Raw genomic sequence first — 25,675 nt, 5'->3', positions numbered from 1 at the left:
TTCCGCCATCTGGAAAATTCTCTCTGAAGTCATGAAAATGAGCTTCGTGGGCACGATAAACATTAAAGATCAAAGTGCATGTTTTTCAGCAACGGCTGATTCATATCAACAAAGTAAGACGATGCTTAAAATCAAAGTGAATGGAGAAGAGTACACTATCGACAACGGAGCGAGCGTGGCGGATTTGCTGAAACAACTGGAAAAGAATCCGAAATTCCTGGCAGTTGAAAACAATCGCGAACTCATCCCGAGAACAGAACATTCCAACTGCAAGCTGCAGAACGGCGATGAGATCGAAATCGTCACTTTAGTCGGCGGAGGCTAGAGCAGTTTGCTCGTTCAACCACTAAAATTGCTGTTCGCCACGAAGCAGAGCGAGAACATCAATTCAGAACTGCGATAACGCTCTGGTGAGCTAAAACTCCCACGCTGTAAGCTGCGGACGCCGCTACGTCTTCGCCCCATGTCACCATTGCCTCAGCCAATCATGTTGAGAGCCGACGGTCCCCTGCTCTGCCAAGCAGGCCAAGCATCACGACTGCTGAAAGAATCATCTTCTCCGGTATTCGATCCCTTTGACTGAAAATTCAAAAGAGGTGGTCGTCAGGAATTCTGGATAGAGATACTGAAACTCAATTTGGTCCAAGTCAGATTCCGGCTTAGGAAATGTGAGTTGAACTGAATGCTTGAGCCCCTCAATCCTGAGCACCTCTTTGCGAATCGGCTCGATTCGCTGTTGATTTTCGACCACGAGCCAAGCATTCCGGTGAAGCAGGGCAAGTTGATGAGAGTCCAATTGCTGGATCCCCTCGTCCATCAGGAGTGCGATATCCACAACAATGGAATCACTCTGTTCTTGAACAGAAAAACTTTGCACCGGTTCAGCCACTTTGGATTGCGAGGCCAAAGAGCGTCTGAGAAGTTGTTGTCGAGCTGAGCAGAAGAGTTCCCCCTTGCCGTCGACATCGACAATCTCACTTGTAATGGGATTGTTGTTAAGAAAGCTGATTGAAAATTCGAACCACGGATTTGCACCACGCTCGACAACTCGCTTCGCGTCGGGACTGAACGGAAGTAACGCCTCTTGATTCGACGAGGTTAACCGAAAATCTTGATCGTGGATTCTGACAAAGAAAGGCTCGATGTGCGGTTCAACATCGATTCGAAAGCCGATATTCGTCAGCGTGTCTCGATTTCTTCCACGGAAGAGTTGCCGCGGAATTTGATGAACAGCTGCCACGCGAAAACAGGTTGGGTAGTCCTTTGCTCCATGCTTCAAAAGCGCTCGGGGAGAAAACAACAACGAATGGTTCTCGTGAAGCCAGCCGAGATCACCACTTTTACTGAGGCTGTCGATCGCACTCCAGAAAGACTGCTTCTCCTCTGCGATTTGTACGACGACCTCTTCCACGGAGGGTGCAACGATGACATCAATTTCTGATTGAGCATGAATGAGCTGAACAGCCTCCCTCAACGTGATGGGTTTCTTCGAAGGGAACGAAATCAGAGTTCCCTTCAATGCGCGAGCAGCCGTCTCGGCTTGTATTTTTCGCTGAAGAGTTTGAAGTTGAAAATCCAGTTCTGGATTGGTTTTCCGAAACTGTTTAACGAGCGGCAGAATCTCTTCCCCTAAATCGACGAGTTGCCGCTCCGCCTGGACCCGTTCAGATCGCGTGTTTGCATTGAGTTGATGAATCAGCAGCGAGACATCTTCCCGGTCGATGGCGATCGCTGGCAAGCACGCGAACAACGACACCGTGACCGACACCGTGATCATGACCAAACAGCAGCGATTCAGACCAGGACTCAACCGGCGCAGCTGATTGCATCTCAATCGGATGAAGTCGATATGTTGGGTGGGTAAGCTCATCGCAGGCATCATAACAGTTAAAACCGGGAGATTCATCAGAACGGTTTCTCTCTGCTCTTCGAATTGCTGGGCACTCTCGCCCGAGGCGCTCTACAGTTGACCATCAGGCAACTCCTAAAAAATCACTACCGGTTAGGTTATGAGTCGAATCTGTCAACATCTGTTGATCGGCGTTATTGCTCTCGTTTCGATCGCAGCCAATGCGAACGCTCAATCTCAAGTCGAGCTGCATATTGGTGACGCTCGACACATCGGAAAGCCCGTCGCACATAACAAGCAGGTTTGCTGGCTGGCCTCGACGGATGGCCAGTACTCACAGGTGCTGTTCAGTCGCGTCACCGAGTTTGCAAAACACCCAAAACCGTTTCGAGCACAATCTTTGGTTGAAGCGAAAAATGAACTGAAAGCGGAACTTGGAAGATCTTTCGAGGTTCAAATTCGCGGTTCGTTCGTGATCGCAGGACCAGCAAAACGAGTTGGCAAATACGCGGAGGCATTGGAGGAAATGTCTCGCTCATTCTTCCGTTACATTTCCGTTCGCAGGCTCCCCATCGTGCAGCCAGAGTTCCCTCTCATCGTGGTCATCTTCCCGGACGAAAACAGCTTCGCCGAATATTGCCGGACAGATGGAATGTTCTTCACCCCATACTTGAAGGGCTATTATCATCCGATGACGAACCGAGTCGCCCTGTTTGAAGCTTCTGATCCTCGCCAAAGCTCCAACCGCCGAGGTTCTTCACGAAGTGAAACGGCGGACCTTTCGAAGCAAACAGTCTCCACGTTGATCCATGAAGGAATACATCAACTTGCGTTCAACAATGGGCTGCATTCTCGAATTGGACAAAATCCACGTTGGGTTGTAGAAGGACTGGCAACGATGTTGGAAGCGGACGGAATCCTGAATGCTTCAAGAGTATCCTCACGCGAGACAATCAACCGCAGCCGCCTGCTCAGATTTCAAGAATATTGCAAAGAACAACGCAGTGAAACCATCGCAGACTTCATCGCTGACGACGAACGATACTTTCAGAAAAATGCTTTAGACGCCTACTCTCAAGCGTGGGCTCTCACATATTTCCTGGCTGAGGAATATTCATCAAACTACGCCAGGTACCTCAAGACGATTGCTCAGCGAGATCCCCTGAAAGGTCCGTATCAGGCCGATGAACGACTGGCAGATTTCCAGTCTGCGTTTGGCAAAGATCTTCAGTGGCTCGAAGTCAAATTCATCAGATTTATTGACGGCCTGAACGCAAATCAGCGGTAATCAGAATGATTCCGATTACCGCTGACCGTTGCAACAACATGAACACTGAAACCGGTTGCCACTGGTCGTTGCCAGGAGGCGAAACAGGCCCCGAATTCAAAAAGAAATCGGGTCAAATTCAGCCTTGAGTTTCAAGTTCCGCCTCGTGAAGAACATTCTACGAATGACGCAAAAATGATCTTCACGGGGACGAAAAATCTTGAAAAGTGCTTATGTCAGGTCGTCTAAAGGACCACCTTTGCACAAGCTTGGATTCCCGAAAGTTTCGATGTTGTGTCCGACACTATGGGCGAGTGCCATATGGAGTCGGTTATGAGGAGTATTGTTGTAGTTGAGTGAGCGACCAGTATTGAAATTGCTGCCGCCTCCCAGGAGCACCCACGGGATATTATTCAGAGTGTGCGAGTTCCCCTTTCCGAGTTCGTTGGTCCACACGATTTGTGTGTTGTCGAGCAACGAGCCTTCTCCGCCCGGTTCTGGAGTCTCTGCTAATCGAGTGACCAGATAGGCGAGTTGCTCAGCAAACCAGACATTAATCTTTGTGAGTTTCTCTTGAGCCTCAGCGTTGGCATCGGGTTCGTGTGAGAGCGTATGGTGCCCTTCTTCAATCCCGAGCCATTTCATTTTGGCATTGCCGACAGACTTGGTGTACTGCAATGTCGCGACGCGGGCCATATCGTTGGCAAACGAGTTGACGAGCAAGTCCGTTTGCATCTTGCTGATTTCCGGCATGTGATCGTTAGCAATCGGGACACCGACTTCGAACTCGGGCGGATCATGTGCCAGTTTTTGTTCGGCAGCTGCTTTCATATCCCGTTCCATATCACGGACGAGATCGGCATGATCATCGATCAGATGACGATCTTCACTACTCACCAGCGAGCGGACCTTGTTGAGGTCGGTCGAGAGGTCATCGAGGATACTTTGAACGGCAGCTTGGTCCCGGACATTTCCGTACATCTTATTGAACATCTGATAAGGATCTTCAATCGGAGCGACCGGTTTGTTTGGACCGTCGTATGACATGCGAGTCCACGGGTCAGCACGTTCCGTGACACAAACTCCGAACTCAAGCGAGCCGAAACGAGTACGTGTTGCCTCCTGCTGTTGGAAGAAGTTGGTAATTTCCTGGTCGATAGAAATTCCACTTGCCCAACCTGCCGGGGTATGTGAACCACCCTGAATGTTCCCGGGGAAGAGTTCTTTTCCTGTCAGAACACAACTCATTCCGCGCATGTGGGAGTCACCATCACCACGCACTTTATTCGAAACCCCCTTGAGGACCAGCATCTGGTCTTTCCAGGGTTCGAGAGGTTTGAGAATCCGCTTGAGATCGAAATCTTTCCCTATTTTTTCTGGCCAGAACTCATTGAGAATTGTTCCGTTCGGGCTGAACATGAACAACACTCGCTGCTTCCGTTGCGCCGAGTTCGCAAAGGCGAGACTTGGAAGATTAAGGATAAAAGGCAAAGCGGCGGCGGAAATCCCGGTTTGCTTCAAAAATTCTCTTCGTGAACGGTTTAACATAGCTACTTCTTTCCTTTCGTCGCTGAAGCCCCGTGAAGGACTGTCTGGACATTCATCTCAATGAGAAGCTTCTGGATATTATAGTCAGATTTCACAAATCCGACGCGGAGTTCTTCGAGAGTTTCATCACCGTAAGCTCGTGCTGCTTGTTTGACGTGATGGTGAAACAGATGTTCAATGAATCCTCGTTGTGCCTGCTCATCGCTGACTGCGTATTCCGCGACATCACGCGGCCCGGTCAAGGTGATTGTTTTGTCACTGGAGACAACGAGGTCGCTTTTGGCATTGATTGGCTTTTTGTTGTCTATTGTTCGGTATCGACCAACTGCATCGTAGTTCTCCAAGCTGAAGCCGAGCGGATTGATCGTGCTATGGCAGGTCATGCAAGCTTTAGATTTTGTGAGCTCAGCGACCTTCTCTCGCATTGTTAGAGAGGGGTCAAACGTGCTGTCTTTGAATTCCGTCGCAATTGGCGGCGGCTTGAGCGAGCGATTCAAAATCTTCCGCGTCATAAAGACGCCGCGATGAATTGGAGAGGTCGTTTGATGGTAGGACAACGCTGAAAGTAAAAATGGATGAGTCACCACTCCCGAGCGTTGCTGAGGATCAAATGAGACCTTTTCGAACTCTTCTCCACCTTGGATTTTGGCATCGTAGAATTTCGCCAGGCGAGGGTTCATAAACATTTCGTTCGAGAGCAGCAACTCGCGGTAATCCGAAGTCTCACTCCAAACGATATCGTCAATAAACAAGTCGAGGGAAGTTTTTAAATCAGACAGAAGCTTCGCATCGAATTCCGGGAACGCTTCGGAATCTTTAGTCAGGTCCGTTGCTTCGTGATACGGAAGCAAGTCATGAAAGAACCCTCGCATCTTGTAATGGGCGCGATCATCTTTCAACATCCGTGCTGCGTGCTGGCGAACTGAATTTTCATTCAATAATTCGCCTCGACTGGCCGCTTGCAACAAGGCTCGATCTGGGAGTGAATCCCAGAGGTTGAACGAAAGTCGACTGGCAACATCGTATGCGTCGACTTGCTTGGAACTCAGTTCCGGGTAAAGAAAATGAGGCGACTGCAATGACAGTATCACAATTCTTTTGACTGCTTCTTCCAAGTCTTCCGCCTTGGCAAACTGGCTCTCGACGTAGAGTTCTTTTTGCTCATCAGTCAAAGGTCGGCGGAATGCGTATTCGACAAAACGGAAAGCGAAGGTTTTGATTTTCTCGGCTCGCTTATCGTCTTCTCGCTTTACTCCTGCCAAGCGGTCGATTCGCGACACAACCCCGTTGGCAACTTCAATAGCCGCTTGAGTGGTTGCTGACCTCCAAGCTGCTGAGATCGATGAGCCTCGTTCGTAGCCTAAACTTGCATCGTCCGGTGGGAACGGTGTTGAGATCACAAAACTCTCGGGGACAGACTTCCTGGTCAGAAACCGAGTGGAAATCACATCGTCGATCCCTCCCGGAGGAGTCCAACGCAGTTCGACAGACGCAGTCTTGTCTTTGAATTTGAAGTAATCCAACCGAATCGGATAAGAGCGTCCACCGAGGAGGTGAATCTTTTGCCGATGCTCGATGACCTCCCCCCCTGAGGCAACCCAGCCATCGATCAGTGCAGAACTGTTATTATTCACCCACAGTCGAAAACCGTTTTCTGTTTTCACACAGAACTCGTAATCGCCTGTTTCAGGGGCTGTAATAGCTCCGACCCAGCGCATCGAGAACTCTTCTTTCCCAATTTCCTCACCAGGGCTTTCCTCTTTGAAGTTAAACGAGACAACTGGATCGACACGCTCGATTTTGCGTTTATCTCGCTGCATTCTGCGAGAATCAAAATACTCAGCAGAAAGCCCATGCGTTTTATCGGTGGTTCCACGCCCCAGGAAGTTGGACATCAAATCTGTAATGGCGTTGGAGAACTGGTCATTCGTCAGTCGAACCAAATCAACTCTGGGAGGCTGATTCTTTGCCCGCCCTTCAGCTGTGTAGAAAGTGCCGTATAAATACTCCGCAACAGCTTTGGCATCCTCGTCAACAACAATTTCAGGATCTTCAATCGGCATCGTCTCCTGAATAATTTCAGTCAGCTCGACGAGAGACTGATCACCATAGAGTGCCTCATCATACTTGTCTGTGACACCCTGCCCCGATGATCCATGACAGCTCGCGCAATGTTTCTCGTAAAGCTTCATCCCATGTCGAAGATGCTCTGCGACGAAAGATTCGGGAGGTAGTGAATGATCGTCGTCGGCTGTAAGAAAAGAGCACGTGGACAATACGATGAGCGCAGCGAAAAGAGTTCGAATTGGCATCATTAAAGAGTTCATTGGACTTCAATCGGTGTCGGGGGACGACAATAGGCAGGCAATTGAGTGAAATAAAGTATACGCTGTTTGATTGCGCACTTGTAGTCTATTTTGGCGAGAAGAGAACGAATCCACGTTCTTCAATACGAAACCAGGTAAGGCACGATTGTCGCCAGAATTTGAGCATCGTCGTAATAATCGGGCCAGTAGTGAGCGCCGCCGAGACGATTAGTGACGTCAACCTGGCGGATCTTCGCTGCGTTGTAGCCCAACGTAGCGGTGTCACGGGAAGTCAACCCTGCTCTTGCAATGGACCTGCGAGCGAATGGTCGATGAAAAGGGTAGAACGCCAACGGTAAGTCGTTCTGATTAATCAGATTCAGAAGACACTCCGCCCGATTGAGTGCGAGCCCATATCGCTGGCCGGGATTCAGCCAATTGTGATCGATTGCCCCCGCTGCAAGAACGATTCGCATGCGACGTTCTGTTCCGATGGCTCCTGTAAAAGTATGCCCCTGAACCGTTCCTCCCGCTGCGAGTTGCATCGCTGAAAGAGTGACACGAGTTCCGTGACTGTGCCCAACAACCGTAACAGGGCACGACTCCGGAACACATGAAATGAGAGTGGCTAAATGAAATCCGTTGAACTCTGCACGCTTTCCGCGAACAGAAACATCCAGCTGTGGAACAAAGGTATACGGGCCATCACTGGGCCAACTGAAAAAGACCATTTGGAGAGGAGCATCCCCGGAAGCTCGGCGGATTCTCTGAAACGCCTGACAAGCTTGACGGGCGTTGCTTTCCCACGTCACAAAACTTCCGTGTGAAAAGACACAAACAGGAACACCGGGTGTCAGTTGCGACTTTAAAAGATTCACATTAGAAGTCTGTGAGGCTCCGCTCGCTTCAACACGATGGACATCTAAATGCCAGGGGCCACTATTCTTGCTATGAATCGTCTGAACTGCCCTTCGCGAACTCACTAACCAATACTGTTGATGTTCGTAACCTGCGACGTCGTCGTCATCATGGACATGTGTTGTCGAAACACGTTCTGGTTCTGTTTCCGACTCCGGCCCAGAAGACAACGCCGCCGGAGGCACGAACTCTAAAGAATCGTCTTCAACCTCGAGGAGTGATTGTTCAGATTCTGTAGTTGGTGAGTATTGTACAGAAGAATTAGAGAGTGTCGGCTCGCTTGCTTGCGCAAGAACTGGGCTTGCAACAGTCGCGAAAAAGAGGACGCGAATGCAAAAGTACAAATAAGGGATGGAACGATTCAGGAATACCATATCCGCAATCACGGTGAGTCAGTTCAACATTCGAGTTTCTTCAACGAATTACTTTTGTGTCTGTCCAACCTGACCTAAAACCTGGTCAACATCCAGCTAGCACGCCAAAGAGCGTGTCGGCCACTGTTGCGACATCATTCTAAGTCTGACAAGACACGATTGTGTGACATTCTTTTGGCAATGCGCTTCTGTTTAAGGCCCATCCTGTTTGCCTCAAACTTGCGACAATGCCAACTGTCAGCAGTTCACATTCGTCCGTGAGAAATCTGGAACTGTCTTTGGCTCCAAATAGAAATTTGCCCACCCTTGGCGTCTTCGTGATGTTCTGATCGTCTTTGTACTACCGGTTGCAAAAGTTTGAGTCACGAATTCCTTGCAACCCAGCAAATGTGATGTCCCTGAAAACACTCGACAAGGATCTGCGGAATCTGCCGCTTGCTCTGTCTGGATTGCCTCCGTCGCTTTTCTGCTGAGTCATTATCAGTTCATTCCAAACACTTTGACAAACGCAATCCAGCAGCCCCCCTTGAGTCTCTGCCCCGGAACCTCTTGTGAGGAAACAGTTTCCGATTACTGAGGAGTCAAAAATCAGAATCAAAATCAGCCCCGAAGGCGACTCAAGCCCTCTAGCAAACTCGGCGACCGTATTTTCGTCTGACGCCGTTTATTCCGGTTGTACTAAACTGCCCTCTCGTTTCAAAAAATCAAGCCAACGGCCAATAGCTGCCCGCCGCTCTGGAACAGGAGCCTGTGCATGATATCCGTAATTTCGTCCAGAAAGCTGAGTCACCTGAAAGTGCGCAAGCTCTCTAATGGCGAGGTCTTCGTTCCCAAGTTGTTCCACGAGTTGCAGAGAGATTTCCGAAGACTGGCCATCTTCAGGACTAAAACCCCATAGCAAATCGATAACAACGTCTATGATACTTGGGAGCATTTGTCGCTCCATCTCCTCTCTCAAGAGTACCACGTTTTCGGCATCCATGAGCAACCATTGTCGCAAACCGATAATGGCAGCGATCCGTGTTTCCTTATGATCCGAACTCAGGGCAGGAACGACTTCGAGCAAATCGCCGGTTAAGACCAATGTTTGCGTCGCGAATTCCGAAATCATCGCGCGACGGTCCGAAACAACAGGTCCAATACTCATCAGCACATTGTCCAGAAACTCTTTTTGAAACGCGATTGCCGACTGTCTCTTCGCGGGCGTCTGTTTCTGCTCTTCAGAGCGAGTCCAAGCAGGAATCACAGACGGAGCACTCAAATTGAAAGGCTCATTGGCTTTTGGAAGTGCGAGCCAACCATGCTGAGAAACCAGATCGAGCGAATCTTTTTCGTTCCACCAGACTTTCAGATTTCCTTGCACAACGGCCACTCCGCCAGAAACAGCTTTTTTCAACTTGTAATTAAAATGCTCACCAGGCACCCCTGTCGGTTGCGGTAAGATCACCTCGATCGCAAAAACTGTTTCCGGTTTTTCAAAGTGCAACTTCCAGGATCGATCCTGAACTGTGACTTCCACAACCGTCGGATGCAGCGAAGTCGGCGGGCGACTCACCAGGACTCTTCCACGATTGACGGCGAACCGGAGATCGACCTCCTCACTTCTCTTCAAGCGTTGAATCCGAGTCCCCTCCATGAGCTGAATCGTCAGATCATCCCCCAAGGCCAACTCTCCACGGAACGGAGCGGGAGCAGCGAAGTCATCACCGGGAGAAACTGCTCCCGTTTGTATCGTGAACCATTCCATCGCATCCTTCCGACGAATGATGTTGATCCGCTCAGGAGGAACGAGTGACAATCTCGGTTCGTCCAAGACATTGACTTCAGGAGGATTTGGATTCTCACCTGGAGTCGTCGCCGGCATCTCAGCTTCGTTCTTCACCGCGGGCGGATTCGGAACCGGCGGGTTCCCCGGCGTTGAGGCTTTCGCAATCTCATTCTGAGGCGGTACTTCGACGACTGGGTTCGATTTCACGAGGTCCGGGTTCGCGGGCTTCATCTCCACGGAGCTTGCAAGATTCGGTTTTTGCAAATTTGATGTTGTCGCCTCTGACTCTGGTGGTGGAGGAGGATTGACAGAAACACCACCCGCTACGCCCCGCCGCCCATCCGCCTGTGGACTCGACTGAGCTACGGGTTGGCCTTGCTTTCCGACCATAGTTGCAGCTTTCGGTGCAGAGGCAGCTGGAATGACCGCGTCACCTTCCTTCTCGACTTCATCAGGACCAGGTGAATCCTGCTGGACAACTTGATCTTTCGATTCAGGGGTTGTCCAAATCGACTTATCCGAGACAACCAACGCAACCCACGCCCCCGCCATCAAGACGACAATCAACACTGTCCAAATTCGATTCGTGTTTTGCCCACGCGTTAAATATTCGGGGAGCCCTTCTTTAAATCCTCCAGATGGTGGGCTGCCCATTCCGGTTGTCATTTGTGGCGCAACCGAAACCGGTGCTTCACTGGATGTTTTTTTCGTTGCTCCGAGTTCGTACATCCGTTCGCGAAGCTCATCGGAGACATCAATCGGTTGCCCCATGACCATCGTCAGAATTTTATGACAGGCAGCGACCTCTGCCAGATGGACTTCCGAACGACGACAGAGTTGCTCGAACTCAACAACCTGATTCGCTGGCAGCACGTTCTCCAGATACTCCGAGACGATGTTGGGGTCTGGACCAGACCCGGGACCTGCAAGCTCAGGGGCTCCATTCCGCCGTCGCCGAATCGCTTCACGAATTTGCGACACCAGCGCAGAGGCCTCTTTGCTCTCATTGATTTTTTGACCGATCTCCCGAGCTTCTGCAGGCTCAAGCACATCGTCCAGATACGCCAGTACTGTTCTTAACGTCAAACGCATTTTCACCTCCCTTGATTACTGCCCTACTTTGTTAGTGGGAGAGAGGAGAAGTTTTCGTACAAATAAATCAAAAGATTAAATCAAAAGCTCAGGGGCTTTGCCCATTTTATGTAATTCATACGAGTCACCAGAGTGGAAAATCGCCCACGAGATAAATTCAAAAAAAACGCATAAACAACGACTTTCGTCTGTAAATCTCGCTCAAACTTTCGTACGATCAAGATTCACATTCTAATAATTGGGACGTTCGATTCCCAAAGTAGTTCTCTATTTCATTTCTACTCGGAGGTTCTCATGCAGGCGAATTTTTCTGCTCGTCGTCGAGGGTTCACGCTCATTGAGCTACTCGTGGTTATTGCAATTATTGCAATTCTCGTCGCTTTACTTTTACCTGCGGTGCAACAAGCCCGCGAAGCAGCACGCAGGACTCAGTGCAAAAACAACATGAAGCAAATGGGAATCGCACTGCACAACTACCATGACACACATGGCGTTTTCCCCGCAGCTCTCTTCTCATCCGGAAGATACAACAGCACAAGCTACTATACGGGAAACACGACCGTCAAAAATACTACGGGATGGCAAATGCTACTTCCGTACATCGATCAAGCTCCAGTTTACAATCAGTATGATTTTGACCTGCGAGGAGTCAGTGCAAATGCATATGGACTTCCAGAGGCAAATATCAGTACAAAAAATACGGACTTGATTGAGACAGCAGTCCCAATGCTAGAGTGTCCTTCTCACCCGGAAGCGGGACCAAATGGCATCCCTTCGACAAGCTCATTCTATGGCCGGACTGGAGATATGCGTCGTACCAGTTACCTGTTCGCGACTGGAGTTTTCACTGACTACAACGCCCCTTGGCATGTCTACAAACGTGATTATCGACAAGGCGCGTTTGGGAACGATGGTGCAGCCAGCATGCGAGACCTTCGCGATGGATCAAGTAACGTCGTCCTCGTTGGAGAAGCTTGGGGTGGTGGAAACTATAAGACATCCTACCACTATGGCCCTTGGGGACTTGCCGGAATCCACACAAGTGTCCATGGCCGTGTAGTCTCGGCGGGTGTGAGCTCAACATCGAGTTGCACAAGCCCCGACCTCGACATCTGTTACACAACCGGGAGCTATCCAGCCAAGTACAAACTCAACGCCGACTACAGCCAGAATGGCTCCAATAAACAGTACGCGTGGGGCTTTGGCTCAGGACACACCGGAGGAGGTCACTTCCTCTTCGGAGACGGTTCTACGACATTCCTGAGCGAAAACATGGATTACAAAACGTTCGTTCAATTGAACTATATCCACGATGGCCAAGTCGCCGTTTTAGAGTAATCATTCTGAACTGTTCGCCCTGCTCCCTCTCTGTTTTCCGTTGGATTACGGAGAGGGATTTTTTTAGAACTGATCCTGAAAGCTTGAACTCGCGCGATCAAACGTTGAGAAAAGCGACTATTCCATAGGTTTCCGGGTGGTTCTAGTAAAGTTCACATATTGTTCCGTCTCAACACATTACATTAGTGGCCAAAAATGAAACCCCAGCATATGAAGTGGTCGATCCCACTTACTTTACTGTCAGTCTCGATATTTTTTGTTGGTTGCGGTGGTGGAAGCAATGGCCCTCCTCGCGCCTCTGTTTCTGGAAAAGTGACTATCGACGGCGAACCGGTTGAAGGTGTCGAGGTCAACTTCCTCAACCCTGAATTTCCAAACTATGGCTCGTTTGCCAAAACGGACGCGGAAGGGAATTACAAATTAGTTCAAGGAGCTGTCCCCGGTGTGAATACCATATTCTTTTCAAAAGTTGAGGGAGGAGACATGGCCCTCAACCCAGACGAAGGAATGGACGCAGGACAACTCGAAGCGATGTCAGTTGGCAACGGAGGACAGTCGTCTGTCGATCTGCCGAAACAAATCATTCCCAGCGAGTACACAGACCCATCCTCGAAACTGACGTTCCCTGTTCCAGATGGAGGAACATCGGAGGCCAACTTCGATTTATAACGGGAGAGTTGCATTTTCTTTCATGAGCTTCGATAGCTGCAGTTTTGAAGCTTGAGAGACCATGAAAACCAAGGTAGACAATCGATTCTCTCACGAAATCATCCTTTTCAAGACGATGCTCAACTCCTATAATGCAATGAGTTCATTGACTCAACTCGCCGTTTCGGCGTTAAAAATTATTTGAGCACCTTTTCCGAAATCTCAATTGCCGGGGAATTTCCCTCGCTATTTGAGGCACAAAACTTAATTTTCGGATCAATTTCAAGAGTAACGAAGTCCCATGGCCAAAACACAACGAAAACTGAAAAAAGCAAACCACGGCAAACGTCCTGCAAGCGCTCAGGCTCGCCGCGCAAAGCGTAAGATGATCAAGACTTAGACCTCTCAGCCAGGCAGAGGAGAACACTCAACTTCTGCTTGAGAGTTTGAAGCAACACAAGGACGCCTTAGAAGGCGTCCTTGTTCTATTTGATCAGGCGTTTGATTGGATTCTTCTGTGTCCACGATTATTGCTGAGCTGGAGAAATGGGGGCCGGGATCAAATTCGAAACCGCTCGACCAGGATTCTGCTAAGAAATATACGTGGGGTCTCGCCACGTCTCATTACGAGAACTTCCCCGTCATCTCTTGGGCCGTCCCTAAACCGCTCCGGCAGCATTTTGCAAACGTCTACGCCTTTTGTCGATGGGCGGACGACCTGGGTGACGAGATCGCTTCAGCGTCCGACTCACTCAGACTGCTCGAATGGTGGCAAGCCGAACTGGAAAACTGCTACAGGGGCGAATGCGTTCACCCTGTGTTCACTGCTTTGCACACTACAATCGAGCAGTTTTCGATTCCAATAACCCCTTTCGCAAACTTGATTTCAGCATTCATCCAGGATCAATCGGTCACGACTTATGAAACTTTTTCTCAGCTAGAAGATTACTGTCAGCGAAGTGCGAATCCGGTGGGCCGAATCGTTTTACATTTGGCCAATTGCAATAACACTGCAAACGAGGCTTATTCGGACTCCATTTGTACGGGTCTTCAACTCGCAAACTTCTGGCAAGATGTTCGCCGGGACAAACTCATCGGTCGCGTCTACCTGCCATCTGAAGATCGGCAACGGTTTGGGTATTCCGAGAAAGACCTGATGACCGAGCAAGCGAACGATGCGTTTCGCGAACTGATGGCCTTTGAAGTAGACCGAACACGAAACTACCTCATTGCAGGAAGGCCTTTGGTTGGCGCGATGCCCGGAAGGCTCAAAGTGGACATTGACTTAATGATCCGCGGTGGGCTGCTGGTCCTAAGCGGCATCGAAAAGGTCAACTTCAATGTTTGGAAAGAACGCCCAATTGTTCGCAAATCGCAACTCTTCACAGCCGGTCTCCTGAGCCTCTTCAATCTTGCCATGCCTCGACCGGTCAAACCGATCACATAAATATCAACCGAGCCATTAAAAACACAACCAGCTGTGCCTAACCCGCACAAACCATCCAGATAGTGTGGTTTCTCTTTGCCCCCTGCCCTTTTGCAAACTTCAGAAATTCTAAAAGTCGTTACCTCAAGCCACCATTGGCTTTTCGTCAACGCAACCGGCATTAATCGCTTCTTCATCTACCAATCCAATTGACATTTTGAACGCAGAATTTATATTCAGACCTATCCTGTGTTCACAATATCTAGCGTCCACCTCTAACGCTTGCACAATAAGTTGTGCAAAGTTGCGAATTTCTCTTAGATTAATCACAGCTCAGCTTTTTCCTTCCCGATAGAATAGATGTCTACGGGCGTACAGTGCACAAAAATCCAGTTCACTAAATGCTGCGCGGTTGATGATGGACAAACGAATTGTGAGGGCTGCGGGCGGGAAAACACAGTGTGTGAATTCCAAATTCAAGCGATGAAACCTGGAGAGGTGCATGATGCACAATACGGATGGAACAACTATGCCACAAAACACTTCACAAGCTCAAAACGACAATTCCTCTTCGGTGGGCACCCAAGCATCTGGCTTGCGAGTAGACCCTTACTTCTGTCCGGTGGGAGTAGACCCTTTCGATACCGTGGATTGGGTCCCGCGAACTGCTCAAATTAAAGATGAAAGCGGCGGAGTTCTATTCGAACAAGCCGACTGCATGGTTCCTTCCTCATGGTCCGCACTTGCGACCAATGTTGTCGTCTCAAAATACTTCTTCGGTGAACCAGACACCCCCGAACGCGAAACCAGCGTTCGACAGGTCATCTACCGAGTTGCGCGCACCATCACCGACTGGGGTATACAGGATGGTTACTTTGCATCACATGAAGATGGAGAAAACTTTTACCGCGAACTCGCTTGGCTCTGCACACACCAACATGGCTCATTTAACAGCCCTGTATGGTTCAACGTAGGCCTATTTCACCAATATGGCGTAAAGGGGTCCCAAGGAAACTATCGGTTCGATACTCAAGCTAGAGTGGTTGCGCGGCCTGAGACGCCTTACGAGTACCCTCAAGCATCGGCCTGCTTCATTCAGTCTGTGGATGACTCGATGGACGGCATCATGCGGCTGGCGACATCGGAAGCGATGCTGTTTAAGTTCGGCTCCGGAACGGGAACCGACCTCTCAACAATCCGAAGCTCACGCGAAAAACTCTCCGGGGGCGGAACACCTTCCGGGCCGCTTTCCTTTATGCGGGTTTACGACCAAATCGCAGCTGTTGTGAAATCAGGCGGAAAAACACGTCGTGCGGCCAAAATGCAGTCCATCAAAGACTGGCACCCGGATGTCATGGACTTCATTCAGTGCAAAACGAAGGAAGAAAAGAAAGCACACACGCTGATCGCCAGTGGTGAGTACGACTCCAACTTCAACGGCGAAGCTTACTCGTCGATCATGTTCCAGAACGCGAATCTCTCAGTCCGCTTGAGTGACGAGTTCATGGATGCCGTCGAAAACGATGACGACTGGACCACTCGCTGGGTCACAGACCCAACGCAAGAAGGACCAACTTACAAAGCTCGTGAAATCCTCCACGAAATGGCGAAGGGAACCTGGCAGTGTGGCGACCCGGGAGTCCAGTTCGATACCACCATCAACAAATGGCACACGTGCAAAAACACCGGGCCGATCAACGCGTCGAACCCATGCTCCGAGTACATGTTCCTCGACGACACCGCCTGCAACCTCTCCAGCATCAATCTCAAAAAGATGATGCGACCAGACGGTAGCTTCGATGTCGAACGCTTCCGCCGAGCCTGTTCGATCTTCATCACAGCCCAAGAAATTCTCGTCGACCACGCTAGCTACCCAACGCCAGCAATCGCTGAGAACTCACACATGTTCCGTCCACTCGGACTCGGCTTTGCCAACCTGGGCAGTATGTTGATGTCGATGGGAATTCCCTACGACAGCGACGCCGGTCGCGGCATCGCTGGAGCACTGACTGCCCTGCTTAACGGAGAAGGTTACCGCACCTCCGCCGAGATCGCTGGGAACATCGGACCATTTGCTGGCTATCGTGAAAACGAACAGCCAATGCTCGACGTCATGCAAATGCACCGCGACGCAGTCGAAGATATCACTCCAGCCTGCCCGAGCTACCTCCGTGATGCCGCTCGTCAAACCTGGAACGAGTGCCTGCAACTCGGTCGTCGTCATGGTTACCGCAACGCTCAGGCGACTGTCCTTGCACCGACCGGAACGATCGCCTTCATGATGGATTGCGACACCACCGGCATCGAACCTGATATCGCTCTCATCAAGTACAAGCAACTCGCTGGCGGCGGCATGATGAAAATCGTCAACCAGACGGTTCCATACTCGCTGCAAGTTCTTGGTTATGATGAACCGGAAATCAAAGGCATCCTCGAATACCTCGAAGAACACGAAACCATCGAAGGTGCTCCCGGCCTCAAGGACGAACACCTTCCGGTTTACGACTGTGCCTTCAAGCCAGCGAACGGAACACGTTCAATTCACTGGAAAGGTCACGTCGGCATGATGGCCGCCGCACAGCCGTTCCTCTCCGGTGCAATTTCCAAAACCGTCAACATGCCAGCAGACTCGACTGTCGAAGACATCGAACTCGCCTACATCGAAGGTTGGAAGTCCGGCCTCAAAGCTCTGGCGATCTATCGTGATGGCTCGAAACAGTCGCAACCATTGGCGACGAAGAAAGAAGGCGACCGCAAAGCAGCAACCGATGCCGGTGAAGCTCCCAAACGTCGTCGACTTCCCGACACTCGGCATTCACTCACCCACAAGTTCAACGTTGGCGGACACGAAGGCTACATTACAGTCGGACTGTTCGAAGATGGAAAACCGGGCGAGCTGTTCATTGTGATGGCCAAAGAAGGTTCCACAATCGGCGGACTCATGGATGTCATCGGAACCGAGACCTCACTTGCATTGCAGTTCGGCGTCCCACTCGAAGCGATGGTCAACAAGTTCAGCCACGCACGCTTTGAACCTTCCGGATGGACGACAAATCCAGACATCCCGGTGGCGAAGAGCGTGGTCGATTACATCTTCCGCTGGCTCGGCATCACCTTCCTTGAAGGCTACCGCGAAGCGAACACGCCGAATCGTATCGAAGGATCGAAGGACGAGAGTGGTACGGGAAACCCGCCTAAGCCCTCGCTTCAAGATGAAGCAGAGGGCGAAGCCCAGGACGCAGCTTCAAACGCAGTCAACCGTGTCTTAGAAAGAACCAGCAGCAACGGTTCTTCCAACGGAAGCAACGGACACGCATCCAATGGAAACGGACACCATGCGAACGGGTCACCAATCCTCCAGTTGGACGCCTCGGCACTTAACGCTGAACGCTCAACAAACCGCGACGAACAGTTCGCCCACTTCCAAAGTGACGCCCCCGCCTGCGACGCATGCGGCTCAATCACTGTAAGAAACGGCAACTGCTACTTGTGCCACAACTGTGGCCAATCGATGGGATGTTCGTAATCTCATATTGAACACTTCGCTTGTTGAATAATCCAATTAGCCCCGGGTCATTGACCCGGGGCTAATTTACGCGCTAATATCAAAGAATAAAAAATGATCTCTATTCAAGTTTGAATCGAATGAATCAGCAACCGGGCCAAACGCTTGCCATCATGTTCACCATGACCACAGACGGAACAGGGCTGCGCCGAGATAAACGGATTGTGTGGCACGCCCAGACTGTAGCGAAGCGAAAGGATGAGCGTGGCGAGCACGTTCAAAGAGTTCGTCTTTGTGCTTCGGATCGGACGACACTTCAAGAAAATAACGAAGTCGTACATGGGCATGGCGAGTACCATTTAGAGCATCTTTCGAGCTGGCTTGCAGGAGCTGCCTCGTGGCGAACATCTTTTTTACTAGAAAAATGCGTTCTTCACGGGCATACGGTAGAGCAAACAGCGATAGAGACTCAGTCATCAATGCTTTCGCGGATTGTGTGGCACGCCCAGACTGCAGCGAAGCGAAAGGATGAGCGTGGCGAGCACGTTCAAAGAGTTCGTCTTTGTGCTTCGGATCGGACGACACTTCAAGAAAATAACGAAGTCGTACATGGGCATGGCGAGTACCATTTAGAGCATCTTTCGAGCTGGCTTGCAGGAGCTGCCTCGTGGCGAACATCTTTTTTACTAGAAAAATGCGTTCTTCACGGGCATACGGTAGAGCAAACAGCGATAGAGACTCAGTCATCAATGCTTTCGCGGATTGTGTGGCACGCCCAGACTGCAGCGAAGCGAAAGGATGAGCGTGGCGAGCACGTTCAAAGAGTTCGTCTTTGTGCTTCGGATCGGACGACACTTCAAGAAAATAACGAAGTCGTACATGGGCATGGCGAGTACCATTTAGAGCATCTTTCGAGCTGGCTTGCAGGAGCTGCCTCGTGGCGAACATCTTTTTTACTAGAAAAATGCGTTCTTCACGGGCATACGGTAGAGCAAACAGCGATAGAGACTCAGTCATCAATGCTTTCGCGGATTGTGTGGCACGCCCAGACTGCAGCGAAGCGAAAGGATGGGCGTGGCGAGTACGAAGTAGAGACTCAATCATCGACAAGGTCTCGAATAAAATGAGAGTTCACGACTCAAATAACGACAAGACGTACTTTCGCAAGCAGCGCCGGCGATACGATCAGGATCGGACTCCACGATCTCTCACGTTTTCATGTTATCGGCGTTATCAATTCCTCGCGAAAGATCGTTCACGACAGTGGTTTGTCGAGGCTCTCGAAGCAGGGCGACAACGTTTTCCGGTTGACCTTTGGGCTTGGGTACTGATGCCTGATCACGTTCACTTACTGGTCTCTCCGCGTGAACCAGGAAAAATCATTGGCAAGTTCCAGGGGTTTGTGAAAGAACGATTCGCAAGACAGGCTGTTTGCTGGCTAGAAGAAAATGCACCAGAGTGGATCCCCAGGATCAGCGTGGTCGAAGGAAAGCGTTCACGTCGTCGTATCTGGCAACCTGGAGGCGGCTATGATCGAAATGTCGAGCAAGTCAAGACTCTGCTTTCGATCATTGACTACATCCATGAGAACCCGGTACGAAAACAGCTTGCTGAGACAGCAGTTGACTGGGAATGGTCGAGTGCACGCTGGTACGCAGGAGAAGAAGACGTCCCACTGCACATGGATAGAACATTACCAATGGTGGAAGAATGAGAGTCAACACGAAATTCGCCACGCCCATCCTTGCGCTACGCTCCAGTCTGAGCGTGCCACCCGTCCCGGAAGAATCGCCGTGAAAGTCATCAACCATTTGGGCGATGAGGTCATGAAAGTGTTTCGGGTGTGAAAAACCTACGCTCAGCATGAAATTGCGAAATAGGAAAAGCGATCATATGGAAGAGAAACTGCCCAGGTCTCGCCAACTTGATGATGGAACTCACGTCATCCCAATTCATCGAGTGCAATGCTGTGGATGCGACAGTTGCGCCGATGCCACGGGTTTCATTCGTTGGGATCTAGAACGTGGCGCTTCTTTTTCCATCGATTTCCCCGAGGTGCATCAGACCGACCTAGAGACATATTGGCGTCCGCAAAATGACGGCCCAGGTGTCGGAAGATTCTCAGTACAATCAAACGTTCCCTCATGGACGGCAGAGACATCCGAAGGATTGGCTGTGCGGCTGTTCGGCACCCAAGATACACCGACGTCGGAAGTTCACTATGGCACGACTGGAAGCGGCCACAGCAGCTCCATTTCCGGATCCGCTCTGATGGTCGAAGTTGAGTTTGCACATTCCAATCCGCTTTCTTTCTACAACGCAACGCTTCCTCATCCGCGAATACTTTTCATTGGTCATGGAGTTCGTCACTGGGAGTCTGTCGAGCCAGTTGAATTCTACCATGAAGACGGTAGGACCACCACGAACCGTTGCACCGTACAGCTGAGCGAATCCCCGGATGTACGTATTGTAGCGGCCGACGCGAGAATTCATTTGCCCTCAGCGGGTTGGCTGACCGTTGATTCTAGTGAAGATGCCAATCCGCTCGATTACCCCTTCGCTTCTGAGAGAAGCTTCATTTCCTTCTTGAACGGGCATTCTGTACCGTTCATGTGGATGGACGAGTTTCCTCGTGACAACATCGTGAAACGCGTCTACTTTGGATGGTCACGAATTCAGCGTAAGAATACAGATTTTACGGACACTGAGCCGCTGCCAATGTGCGGTTCGGTCGAGTCATTTGAACATGGTAAAGATGTTGTAGGTCGCTTACCTGAGCTCTTCCGACAATGGATCTCACTGGATGATCATTTTGAATTCGACTGGGTACTCAGCCCACTATGGACTGCACGCCGGTCTTTCTTAGACGACAAGGTGGCACTGGCATCAATCAGTCTCGAACGTCTGGCGGCTGAATGGTCGGAGTTGAAAAAACGTTCGGGTGAGCCAAAGTCGACCAAATTCAGCATCTGGAAAGATCAGAGGTTTGGTGAACTAAAGCAGCAGTTACTGAATGTCGTTGACACCTTTGATGCAAGCGGCGGGACTAGCGATGAATGTACTGATGCATCACCCGATGAACTCGCAGAAGCGTTGCGAATCATACGTCAACGTGTTAACAGCAGCCTCATGAGCCCAGCAAATGAAGACAAGCTCACATTGGTATTTCAAGACTTGGGAATACTGGTCACGGAGAATGAACGTAAGACGATCAAGTACCGCAACAGGGCGCTACACGGAAACAGGACGCTTCGTGGTAGCTGCACAAGTGACTTTGATAACGATGGCCATCGCTACGATATCCTCCGAATGCTGGTGACAAAGGCCCTGTTGAGCATTCTCCGATACGACGGCCCGTACATGAACTACGCCGCACGACCAGAGCACGGCAACTTCCCCGTCGAAATCCTTCAGTTCAACACTGTTACTGATGCAAGCCAATGAATTTCCTCATCGCCGACACATTCACAGACAGTCTTGCTCGTTTGGCTGGCGGCAGGGTGGCCCGGCCGGGTGGCACGACCCAGAACGGCAGGGTGGCCCGGCCGACTTGTTCGGTTGGATTGGGTGGCACGCCCAGACTGCAGCGAAGCGAAAGGATGGGCGTGGCGAGTACGAAGTAGAGACTCAATCATCGACAAGATCTCGAATCAAATGAGAGTTCACGACTCAAATAACGACAAGACGTCCTTTCGCAAGCAGCGTCGGCGATACGATCAGCGGGGTACCATAATGGCTTACTCGGATTGTTTGAATTTGCCCCCTTATCAGAGGCGCAGGGGGAGAAAATTTGAACAGCGATTTGGACCAGCTGAGACAGCTGTTGATTGGGAATGGTCGAGGGCTCGCTGGTATGCAGGAGAAGAAGACGTCCCACTGCAAATGGATAGAACATTACCAATCATGGAAGAATGAGAGTCTACACGGAATTCGACACGCCCATCCTTGCGCTTCGCTCCAGTCTGAGCGTGTCACCCGTCGCAGGAGAAGAAGACGTCCCGCTGCAAATGGACAGAACATTACCAACCATGGAAGAATGAGAGTCTACACGAGATTCGCCACGCCCATCCTTGCGCTTCGCTCCAGTCTGAGCGTGTCACCCGTCGCAGGAGAAGAAGACGTCCCGCTGCAAATGGATAGAACATTACCAATCATGGAAGAATGAGAGTCTGCACGGAATTTGCCACGCCCATCCTTGCGCTTCGCTGCAGTCTGAGCGTGCCATCCGTCGCAGGAGAAGAAGACGTCCCGCTGCAAATGGACAGAACATTACCAACCATGGAAGAATGAGAGTCTACACGAGATTCGCCACGCCCATCCTTACGCTACGCTACAGTCTGAGCGTGCCATCCGTCGCAGGAGAAGAAGACGTCCCGCTGCAAATGGACAGAACATTACCAACCATGGAAGAATGAGAGTCTACACGAGATTCGCCACGCCCATCCTTACGCTACGCTACAGTCTGAGCGTGCCATCCGTCCCGTGAGAGATGTGTTATTCAGTAACAAGCAGTTGTCCCGTCCAGCCACTTGCCGGAAGGAAGAATGCTGTAGAAGCTCCAAGGATTGTATTGGTCTGTGTTGAGTTGATCAGAACATTTGGATCGTCGCCGGAAATTGCCGAGAGGACAATTCCACGATCAACGAATGCGTTGAATTGAGAGAGATCGATTTGATTGGATTCGATCGTTAGCTGAGATCCATCGGCAACAGAGGGAAAGAGAATTGCAGTGGCTCCTCCAGCGTCATCGAAAATTTGGTTGAACGAAATTAATGCGCTCGCCTCTTTAGCCAATGTTGCTTGAATGCCGGTTCCATTCTGTCCCCCCAATTCAATTATGTTGGAGGTCACACTCAGAACAGATGGTGCATCTGAGTAGTAACTGATTCCTGTTGAATTTGCTCCATCCAGTGCAAGCTGGTTCTGTGTGAAAGTCACTTGTGCAAGGTCTGTTGACTCATTGGCGATGACTTCAAAACCGATTTGCGAGGAATCCTCTCCGGTAATCAGGTTGCCTGCAATCGTTGCCTGCAACGATCCGTGCCAGTCAACAACGGTCGCAACTGCTTGTGACTCGCTTAGTGCGATATTGTTCGAGGAGAAATTGTAACTAAGCGATCCTGGGGCTGCGGATTCGTTACTCACAGTAAATATGGTTCCTGGTGTATCGCTGACAATGTTCTGCATGAACCTTGCAACGTAAGCACCTTCTTCTTCAATTTTTAATTCAATTGCTTTTTCTGAACTGAGGTCATTCTCAGTAATCTCTGAGCCTGAGATCTCAAGTGCTTCAACATTTGTTGCATTCAGGATCTGCTCGGTGGTCCCTGTGATCTTCAGATACCAGAGAGCAAGAGTTTCAACGTCGTTTACGATTCCCACATTTTCGTTATCAGTAAAGTCGATTGCCTGTAAGCCTGCACTTTCGAAACCGTCTAGCTCAAATCCAACTTCAACATTCTGAATCGTTCCACCAGTCCCGAAGTCGCCTTCTCCATAGACAAACAGATCTCCTGTTGAATTGCTGATCCGGATACCCCGATCTCCACCATCTGCCGAGAGCGAAGTCAGATAGATTTCGAGATCACTGTTGGAGGCATCAATGACGGGAGCATTTGTCGACGAGATTACGCCATCGTTCACATGGACAGTCGAAGAATCTTCAATCAGAAGTGCCGTTCCATTTAATATCTCAGCGTTGAATTCTTCAACGATGACGGAGCCGTCACTATTGTTTACGAACAAGCCAACTGCGCCATCTGAATCGCTGATGTCCAACTGCTCAACCGACACCATTCCTTTGGTCTCTTCTTCTATATCATCAACGATATTCACGATGGTCATCAGGTCTTCTACGGCAAAGCCTGCAACACCCGCATTTTTGATGATGAGATCACCTTTGAAGTTGATCTCACCAAGGCCACCATGAACGAGGACTCCATTGTCTGCAACGTTTTCAACTTCAATATCTTCAAGATTTAGAATGTCATCGATGTCGACAATATGAAGGCCGTTTCCTCCAGCATTCAGGATTGAGACTCTACTGATCTCACCAGCAGTTGAACCATTGACGTAGATCCCGTCACCCGTTGTTCCGTCAATAATAATATCGCTGATATGGAAGTCGTCGATACCATCAGCCACAATGGCATTTCCATTTGCTGATGAGATATTGAAACCTGCAAGTGTTGAACCGCTTGCCATCGTGAATGTGTCGCCTGGGGAATTGATGATCGTCGGGAGATCAGTTCCCACAGTTGCACGTGGAAGGCTGATAGTGCCATATCCCTCGGTTGCGATGGAGTAGCTCGCCCCTTCGCCGATCAGTATTTGCCCGTCGGAGAGTGTCACACTTTCGGTGAGTGAAGTACCACTATGAACGAAGATGATGTCTCCACCTGCAGCTTGCGCGTCCGAAATAGATTGCCATGGGTCGTTGACTGACCCGTCAGAAGCGATGGACGTATTCGAAACATGCTGGACTTCATATGCCAGACCGGTTGCTGGGTTGATCGCTGTCACTCCAGTTTCCATTTCAGACCGCGTGCTGACGATGACGTTGTAATTTCGATCGACATAACGCCTCAGTTGTTTTTTCAAAGAGCGGCCAGGTGTCGCTTCTGCTCCAAATCTCCAAGCGATTCCAAGAGAAGTGTTCGCTCCGAAAGTGTCATCGTTGGTGAAAGACAATTCTCCGGCGACACTCTCCGTAACCAGACCGTTCAGTGCCATTTTCCATCCTGTGATGTCTTCTGCATTGTCCCCTTGAAAAAAGTATCCGCCAGCGCTGAACTCAAGGTTGTGGTCTTCTGCAAACTTTCCAGGAATGTAAACTGAAGCCAGTATGTCTGTTCCACTCATAGAATCACCGTAGAGGTTCTTTAAGTCGAACAAGATTTCGTTGCCTTCAAATCTCTGATTGGAGATCGTTTTACTCAGCTCTTGAGCACTGTTTCCAATCGGCCAATACACATTCGCGGTGAGTCCTCCGAATTCAGTGCGTGCTTCAAGATTCAATCCAAGTTGATGAAAGAGTTCACCTGTGGATTGATCGCCATCATACCAACCGCTGATCCCGAACATTGCCAGGCCAGCTGGTTCGATGAATCGGGCTCCAGCTCCAAGGTTGACTCCGAAGTTCGCATCATTCGTAACAAATGCCCGCATGTCTCCAAAGAGAGCGTGGTAATCTCCGGTCGAAAATGGCATCAATTCAAGATGCGTGATACTTTCTTCTCGGCCAAATGTTGGAAACGCGATGTGACCAACCTGTCCGTCGAGCCCAATGTTATCTTCACATTTTCCTATTGAATGAAAACTCAACAGGATGAGTCCGCAGTGAATAAGAAAATTGTATTGGGAGATACGTGCTCGACGCTGAATTGCAGAGACGCACATAATTTTGTTTCCTGGAAATTGAAACGGGGGGGGGAAGTGAGGCATTTGAATAATGCAATCGTTCCAATTTCCGCAATCTGATTTTATCCAAGTTGGACGGATTCGATATACTTTTAGACGTCTGAGACATCTCACCAGAGAATGCGGCGGATTTTGCAGAAGCGTGACATCAAAACATGTCGATAACTTCGCTTAATCACATGTCAGTGAATGAATATGTTCGGCTCTGAGGGAAAGC

The 25,675-nt window shown here is 50.0% G+C and carries 16 protein-coding genes; 9 read left to right on the top strand and 7 right to left on the bottom strand.

Features of this window, described 5'->3' with window-relative positions; all coding sequences use genetic code 11:
• The first annotated feature begins 121 nt into the window (after positions 1-121).
• The gene (gene thiS / locus Mal48_RS03385; RefSeq protein WP_145196114.1) at positions 122-325 is read left to right on the top strand and encodes a sulfur carrier protein ThiS; all 204 of its coding nucleotides are present in this window, start codon (positions 122-124) and stop codon (positions 323-325) included.
• Between the two features lie 225 nt (positions 326-550).
• Here thiS and Mal48_RS03380 read toward each other — a convergent pair whose 3' ends face one another.
• Positions 551-1,756 (bottom strand): hypothetical protein, encoded by a 1,206-nt coding sequence (locus Mal48_RS03380; RefSeq protein WP_145196112.1) that lies wholly within the window; start codon positions 1,754-1,756, stop codon positions 551-553.
• Positions 1,757-2,009: 253 nt separating this feature from the next.
• Between Mal48_RS03380 and Mal48_RS03375 the strand changes: the two genes are divergently transcribed.
• Positions 2,010-3,137, top strand: coding sequence for a DUF1570 domain-containing protein (locus Mal48_RS03375; RefSeq protein WP_145196110.1), 1,128 nt, complete (start codon positions 2,010-2,012; stop codon positions 3,135-3,137).
• Between the two features lie 210 nt (positions 3,138-3,347).
• On the opposite strand, the gene Mal48_RS03370 is transcribed toward Mal48_RS03375, so the two are convergent.
• From Mal48_RS03370 to Mal48_RS03355, 4 genes are all read right to left on the bottom strand, one after another.
• The gene (locus Mal48_RS03370) at positions 3,348-4,664 is read right to left on the bottom strand and encodes a DUF1552 domain-containing protein (RefSeq protein WP_145196108.1); all 1,317 of its coding nucleotides are present in this window, start codon (positions 4,662-4,664) and stop codon (positions 3,348-3,350) included.
• A gap of 2 nt (positions 4,665-4,666) precedes the next feature.
• On the bottom strand, positions 4,667-6,991 hold the full coding sequence (locus tag Mal48_RS03365; protein ID WP_145196106.1) for a DUF1592 domain-containing protein: 2,325 nt from the start codon (positions 6,989-6,991) through the stop codon (positions 4,667-4,669).
• Positions 6,992-7,110: 119 nt separating this feature from the next.
• Positions 7,111-8,262: an alpha/beta hydrolase gene (locus tag Mal48_RS03360; protein ID WP_145196104.1), complete on the bottom strand. Its 1,152-nt coding sequence runs from the start codon at positions 8,260-8,262 to the stop codon at positions 7,111-7,113.
• 664 nt (positions 8,263-8,926) lie between these two features.
• Positions 8,927-11,122 (bottom strand): hypothetical protein, encoded by a 2,196-nt coding sequence (locus tag Mal48_RS03355; protein ID WP_145196102.1) that lies wholly within the window; start codon positions 11,120-11,122, stop codon positions 8,927-8,929.
• A 294-nt stretch (positions 11,123-11,416) separates the two neighbouring features.
• Between Mal48_RS03355 and Mal48_RS03350 the strand changes: the two genes are divergently transcribed.
• The 5 genes from Mal48_RS03350 to Mal48_RS03335 all read left to right on the top strand — a co-directional run bounded on the left by Mal48_RS03350 (position 11,417) and on the right by Mal48_RS03335 (position 18,060).
• Positions 11,417-12,460 carry a DUF1559 domain-containing protein gene (locus Mal48_RS03350; RefSeq protein ID WP_145196100.1) on the top strand — a complete coding sequence of 348 codons (1,044 nt, stop codon included), beginning with the start codon at positions 11,417-11,419 and terminating at the stop codon, positions 12,458-12,460.
• A 195-nt stretch (positions 12,461-12,655) separates the two neighbouring features.
• Complete coding sequence (locus Mal48_RS03345; protein ID WP_145196098.1) at positions 12,656-13,129, top strand: hypothetical protein; 474 nt, start codon at positions 12,656-12,658, stop codon at positions 13,127-13,129.
• Positions 13,130-13,409: 280 nt separating this feature from the next.
• Positions 13,410-13,508 carry a 50S ribosomal protein bL37 gene (locus Mal48_RS23855; protein ID WP_390620832.1) on the top strand — a complete coding sequence of 33 codons (99 nt, stop codon included), beginning with the start codon at positions 13,410-13,412 and terminating at the stop codon, positions 13,506-13,508.
• A 117-nt stretch (positions 13,509-13,625) separates the two neighbouring features.
• A complete protein-coding gene (hpnC, locus tag Mal48_RS03340) occupies positions 13,626-14,555 on the top strand; it encodes a squalene synthase HpnC (RefSeq protein WP_231739889.1) in 930 nt (309 codons plus the stop codon).
• Positions 14,556-15,063: 508 nt separating this feature from the next.
• The gene (locus Mal48_RS03335; protein WP_391601803.1) at positions 15,064-18,060 is read left to right on the top strand and encodes a vitamin B12-dependent ribonucleotide reductase; all 2,997 of its coding nucleotides are present in this window, start codon (positions 15,064-15,066) and stop codon (positions 18,058-18,060) included.
• A 156-nt stretch (positions 18,061-18,216) separates the two neighbouring features.
• Here Mal48_RS03335 and Mal48_RS03330 read toward each other — a convergent pair whose 3' ends face one another.
• The gene (locus tag Mal48_RS03330) at positions 18,217-19,143 is read right to left on the bottom strand and encodes a hypothetical protein (RefSeq protein WP_145196092.1); all 927 of its coding nucleotides are present in this window, start codon (positions 19,141-19,143) and stop codon (positions 18,217-18,219) included.
• A gap of 19 nt (positions 19,144-19,162) precedes the next feature.
• Between Mal48_RS03330 and Mal48_RS03325 the strand changes: the two genes are divergently transcribed.
• Together Mal48_RS03325 and Mal48_RS03315 are read left to right on the top strand one after the other, a co-directional pair.
• Positions 19,163-19,753 carry an REP-associated tyrosine transposase gene (locus Mal48_RS03325; RefSeq protein WP_145196091.1) on the top strand — a complete coding sequence of 197 codons (591 nt, stop codon included), beginning with the start codon at positions 19,163-19,165 and terminating at the stop codon, positions 19,751-19,753.
• A 179-nt stretch (positions 19,754-19,932) separates the two neighbouring features.
• Positions 19,933-21,483: a hypothetical protein gene (locus Mal48_RS03315; RefSeq protein ID WP_145196087.1), complete on the top strand. Its 1,551-nt coding sequence runs from the start codon at positions 19,933-19,935 to the stop codon at positions 21,481-21,483.
• Positions 21,484-22,533: 1,050 nt separating this feature from the next.
• On the opposite strand, the gene Mal48_RS03310 is transcribed toward Mal48_RS03315, so the two are convergent.
• A complete protein-coding gene (locus Mal48_RS03310; RefSeq protein WP_145196085.1) occupies positions 22,534-25,482 on the bottom strand; it encodes a right-handed parallel beta-helix repeat-containing protein in 2,949 nt (982 codons plus the stop codon).
• Positions 25,483-25,675: the final 193 nt, after the last annotated feature.

Origin of the sequence: Thalassoglobus polymorphus (assembly GCF_007744255.1) — a bacterium.
Lineage (GTDB): Bacteria > Planctomycetota > Planctomycetia > Planctomycetales > Planctomycetaceae > Thalassoglobus > Thalassoglobus polymorphus.
This window is presented reverse-complemented; position numbering and strand designations above follow the sequence as displayed.

Coding starts and splice junctions, on each gene's coding strand:
- thiS (WP_145196114.1), top strand. CDS start 122: ATGCTTAAAATCAAAGTGAATGGAGAAGAGTACACTATCGACAACGGA.
- Mal48_RS03375 (WP_145196110.1), top strand. CDS start 2,010: ATGAGTCGAATCTGTCAACATCTGTTGATCGGCGTTATTGCTCTCGTT.
- Mal48_RS03370 (WP_145196108.1), bottom strand. CDS start 4,664: ATGTTAAACCGTTCACGAAGAGAATTTTTGAAGCAAACCGGGATTTCC.
- Mal48_RS03365 (WP_145196106.1), bottom strand. CDS start 6,991: ATGAACTCTTTAATGATGCCAATTCGAACTCTTTTCGCTGCGCTCATC.
- Mal48_RS03360 (WP_145196104.1), bottom strand. CDS start 8,262: ATGGTATTCCTGAATCGTTCCATCCCTTATTTGTACTTTTGCATTCGC.
- Mal48_RS03355 (WP_145196102.1), bottom strand. CDS start 11,122: ATGCGTTTGACGTTAAGAACAGTACTGGCGTATCTGGACGATGTGCTT.
- Mal48_RS03350 (WP_145196100.1), top strand. CDS start 11,417: ATGCAGGCGAATTTTTCTGCTCGTCGTCGAGGGTTCACGCTCATTGAG.
- Mal48_RS03345 (WP_145196098.1), top strand. CDS start 12,656: ATGAAACCCCAGCATATGAAGTGGTCGATCCCACTTACTTTACTGTCA.
- Mal48_RS23855 (WP_390620832.1), top strand. CDS start 13,410: ATGGCCAAAACACAACGAAAACTGAAAAAAGCAAACCACGGCAAACGT.
- Mal48_RS03335 (WP_391601803.1), top strand. CDS start 15,064: ATGCCACAAAACACTTCACAAGCTCAAAACGACAATTCCTCTTCGGTG.
- Mal48_RS03330 (WP_145196092.1), bottom strand. CDS start 19,143: ATGATTGAGTCTCTACTTCGTACTCGCCACGCCCATCCTTTCGCTTCG.
- Mal48_RS03325 (WP_145196091.1), top strand. CDS start 19,163: ATGAGAGTTCACGACTCAAATAACGACAAGACGTACTTTCGCAAGCAG.
- Mal48_RS03315 (WP_145196087.1), top strand. CDS start 19,933: ATGGAAGAGAAACTGCCCAGGTCTCGCCAACTTGATGATGGAACTCAC.
- Mal48_RS03310 (WP_145196085.1), bottom strand. CDS start 25,482: ATGCCTCACTTCCCCCCCCCGTTTCAATTTCCAGGAAACAAAATTATG.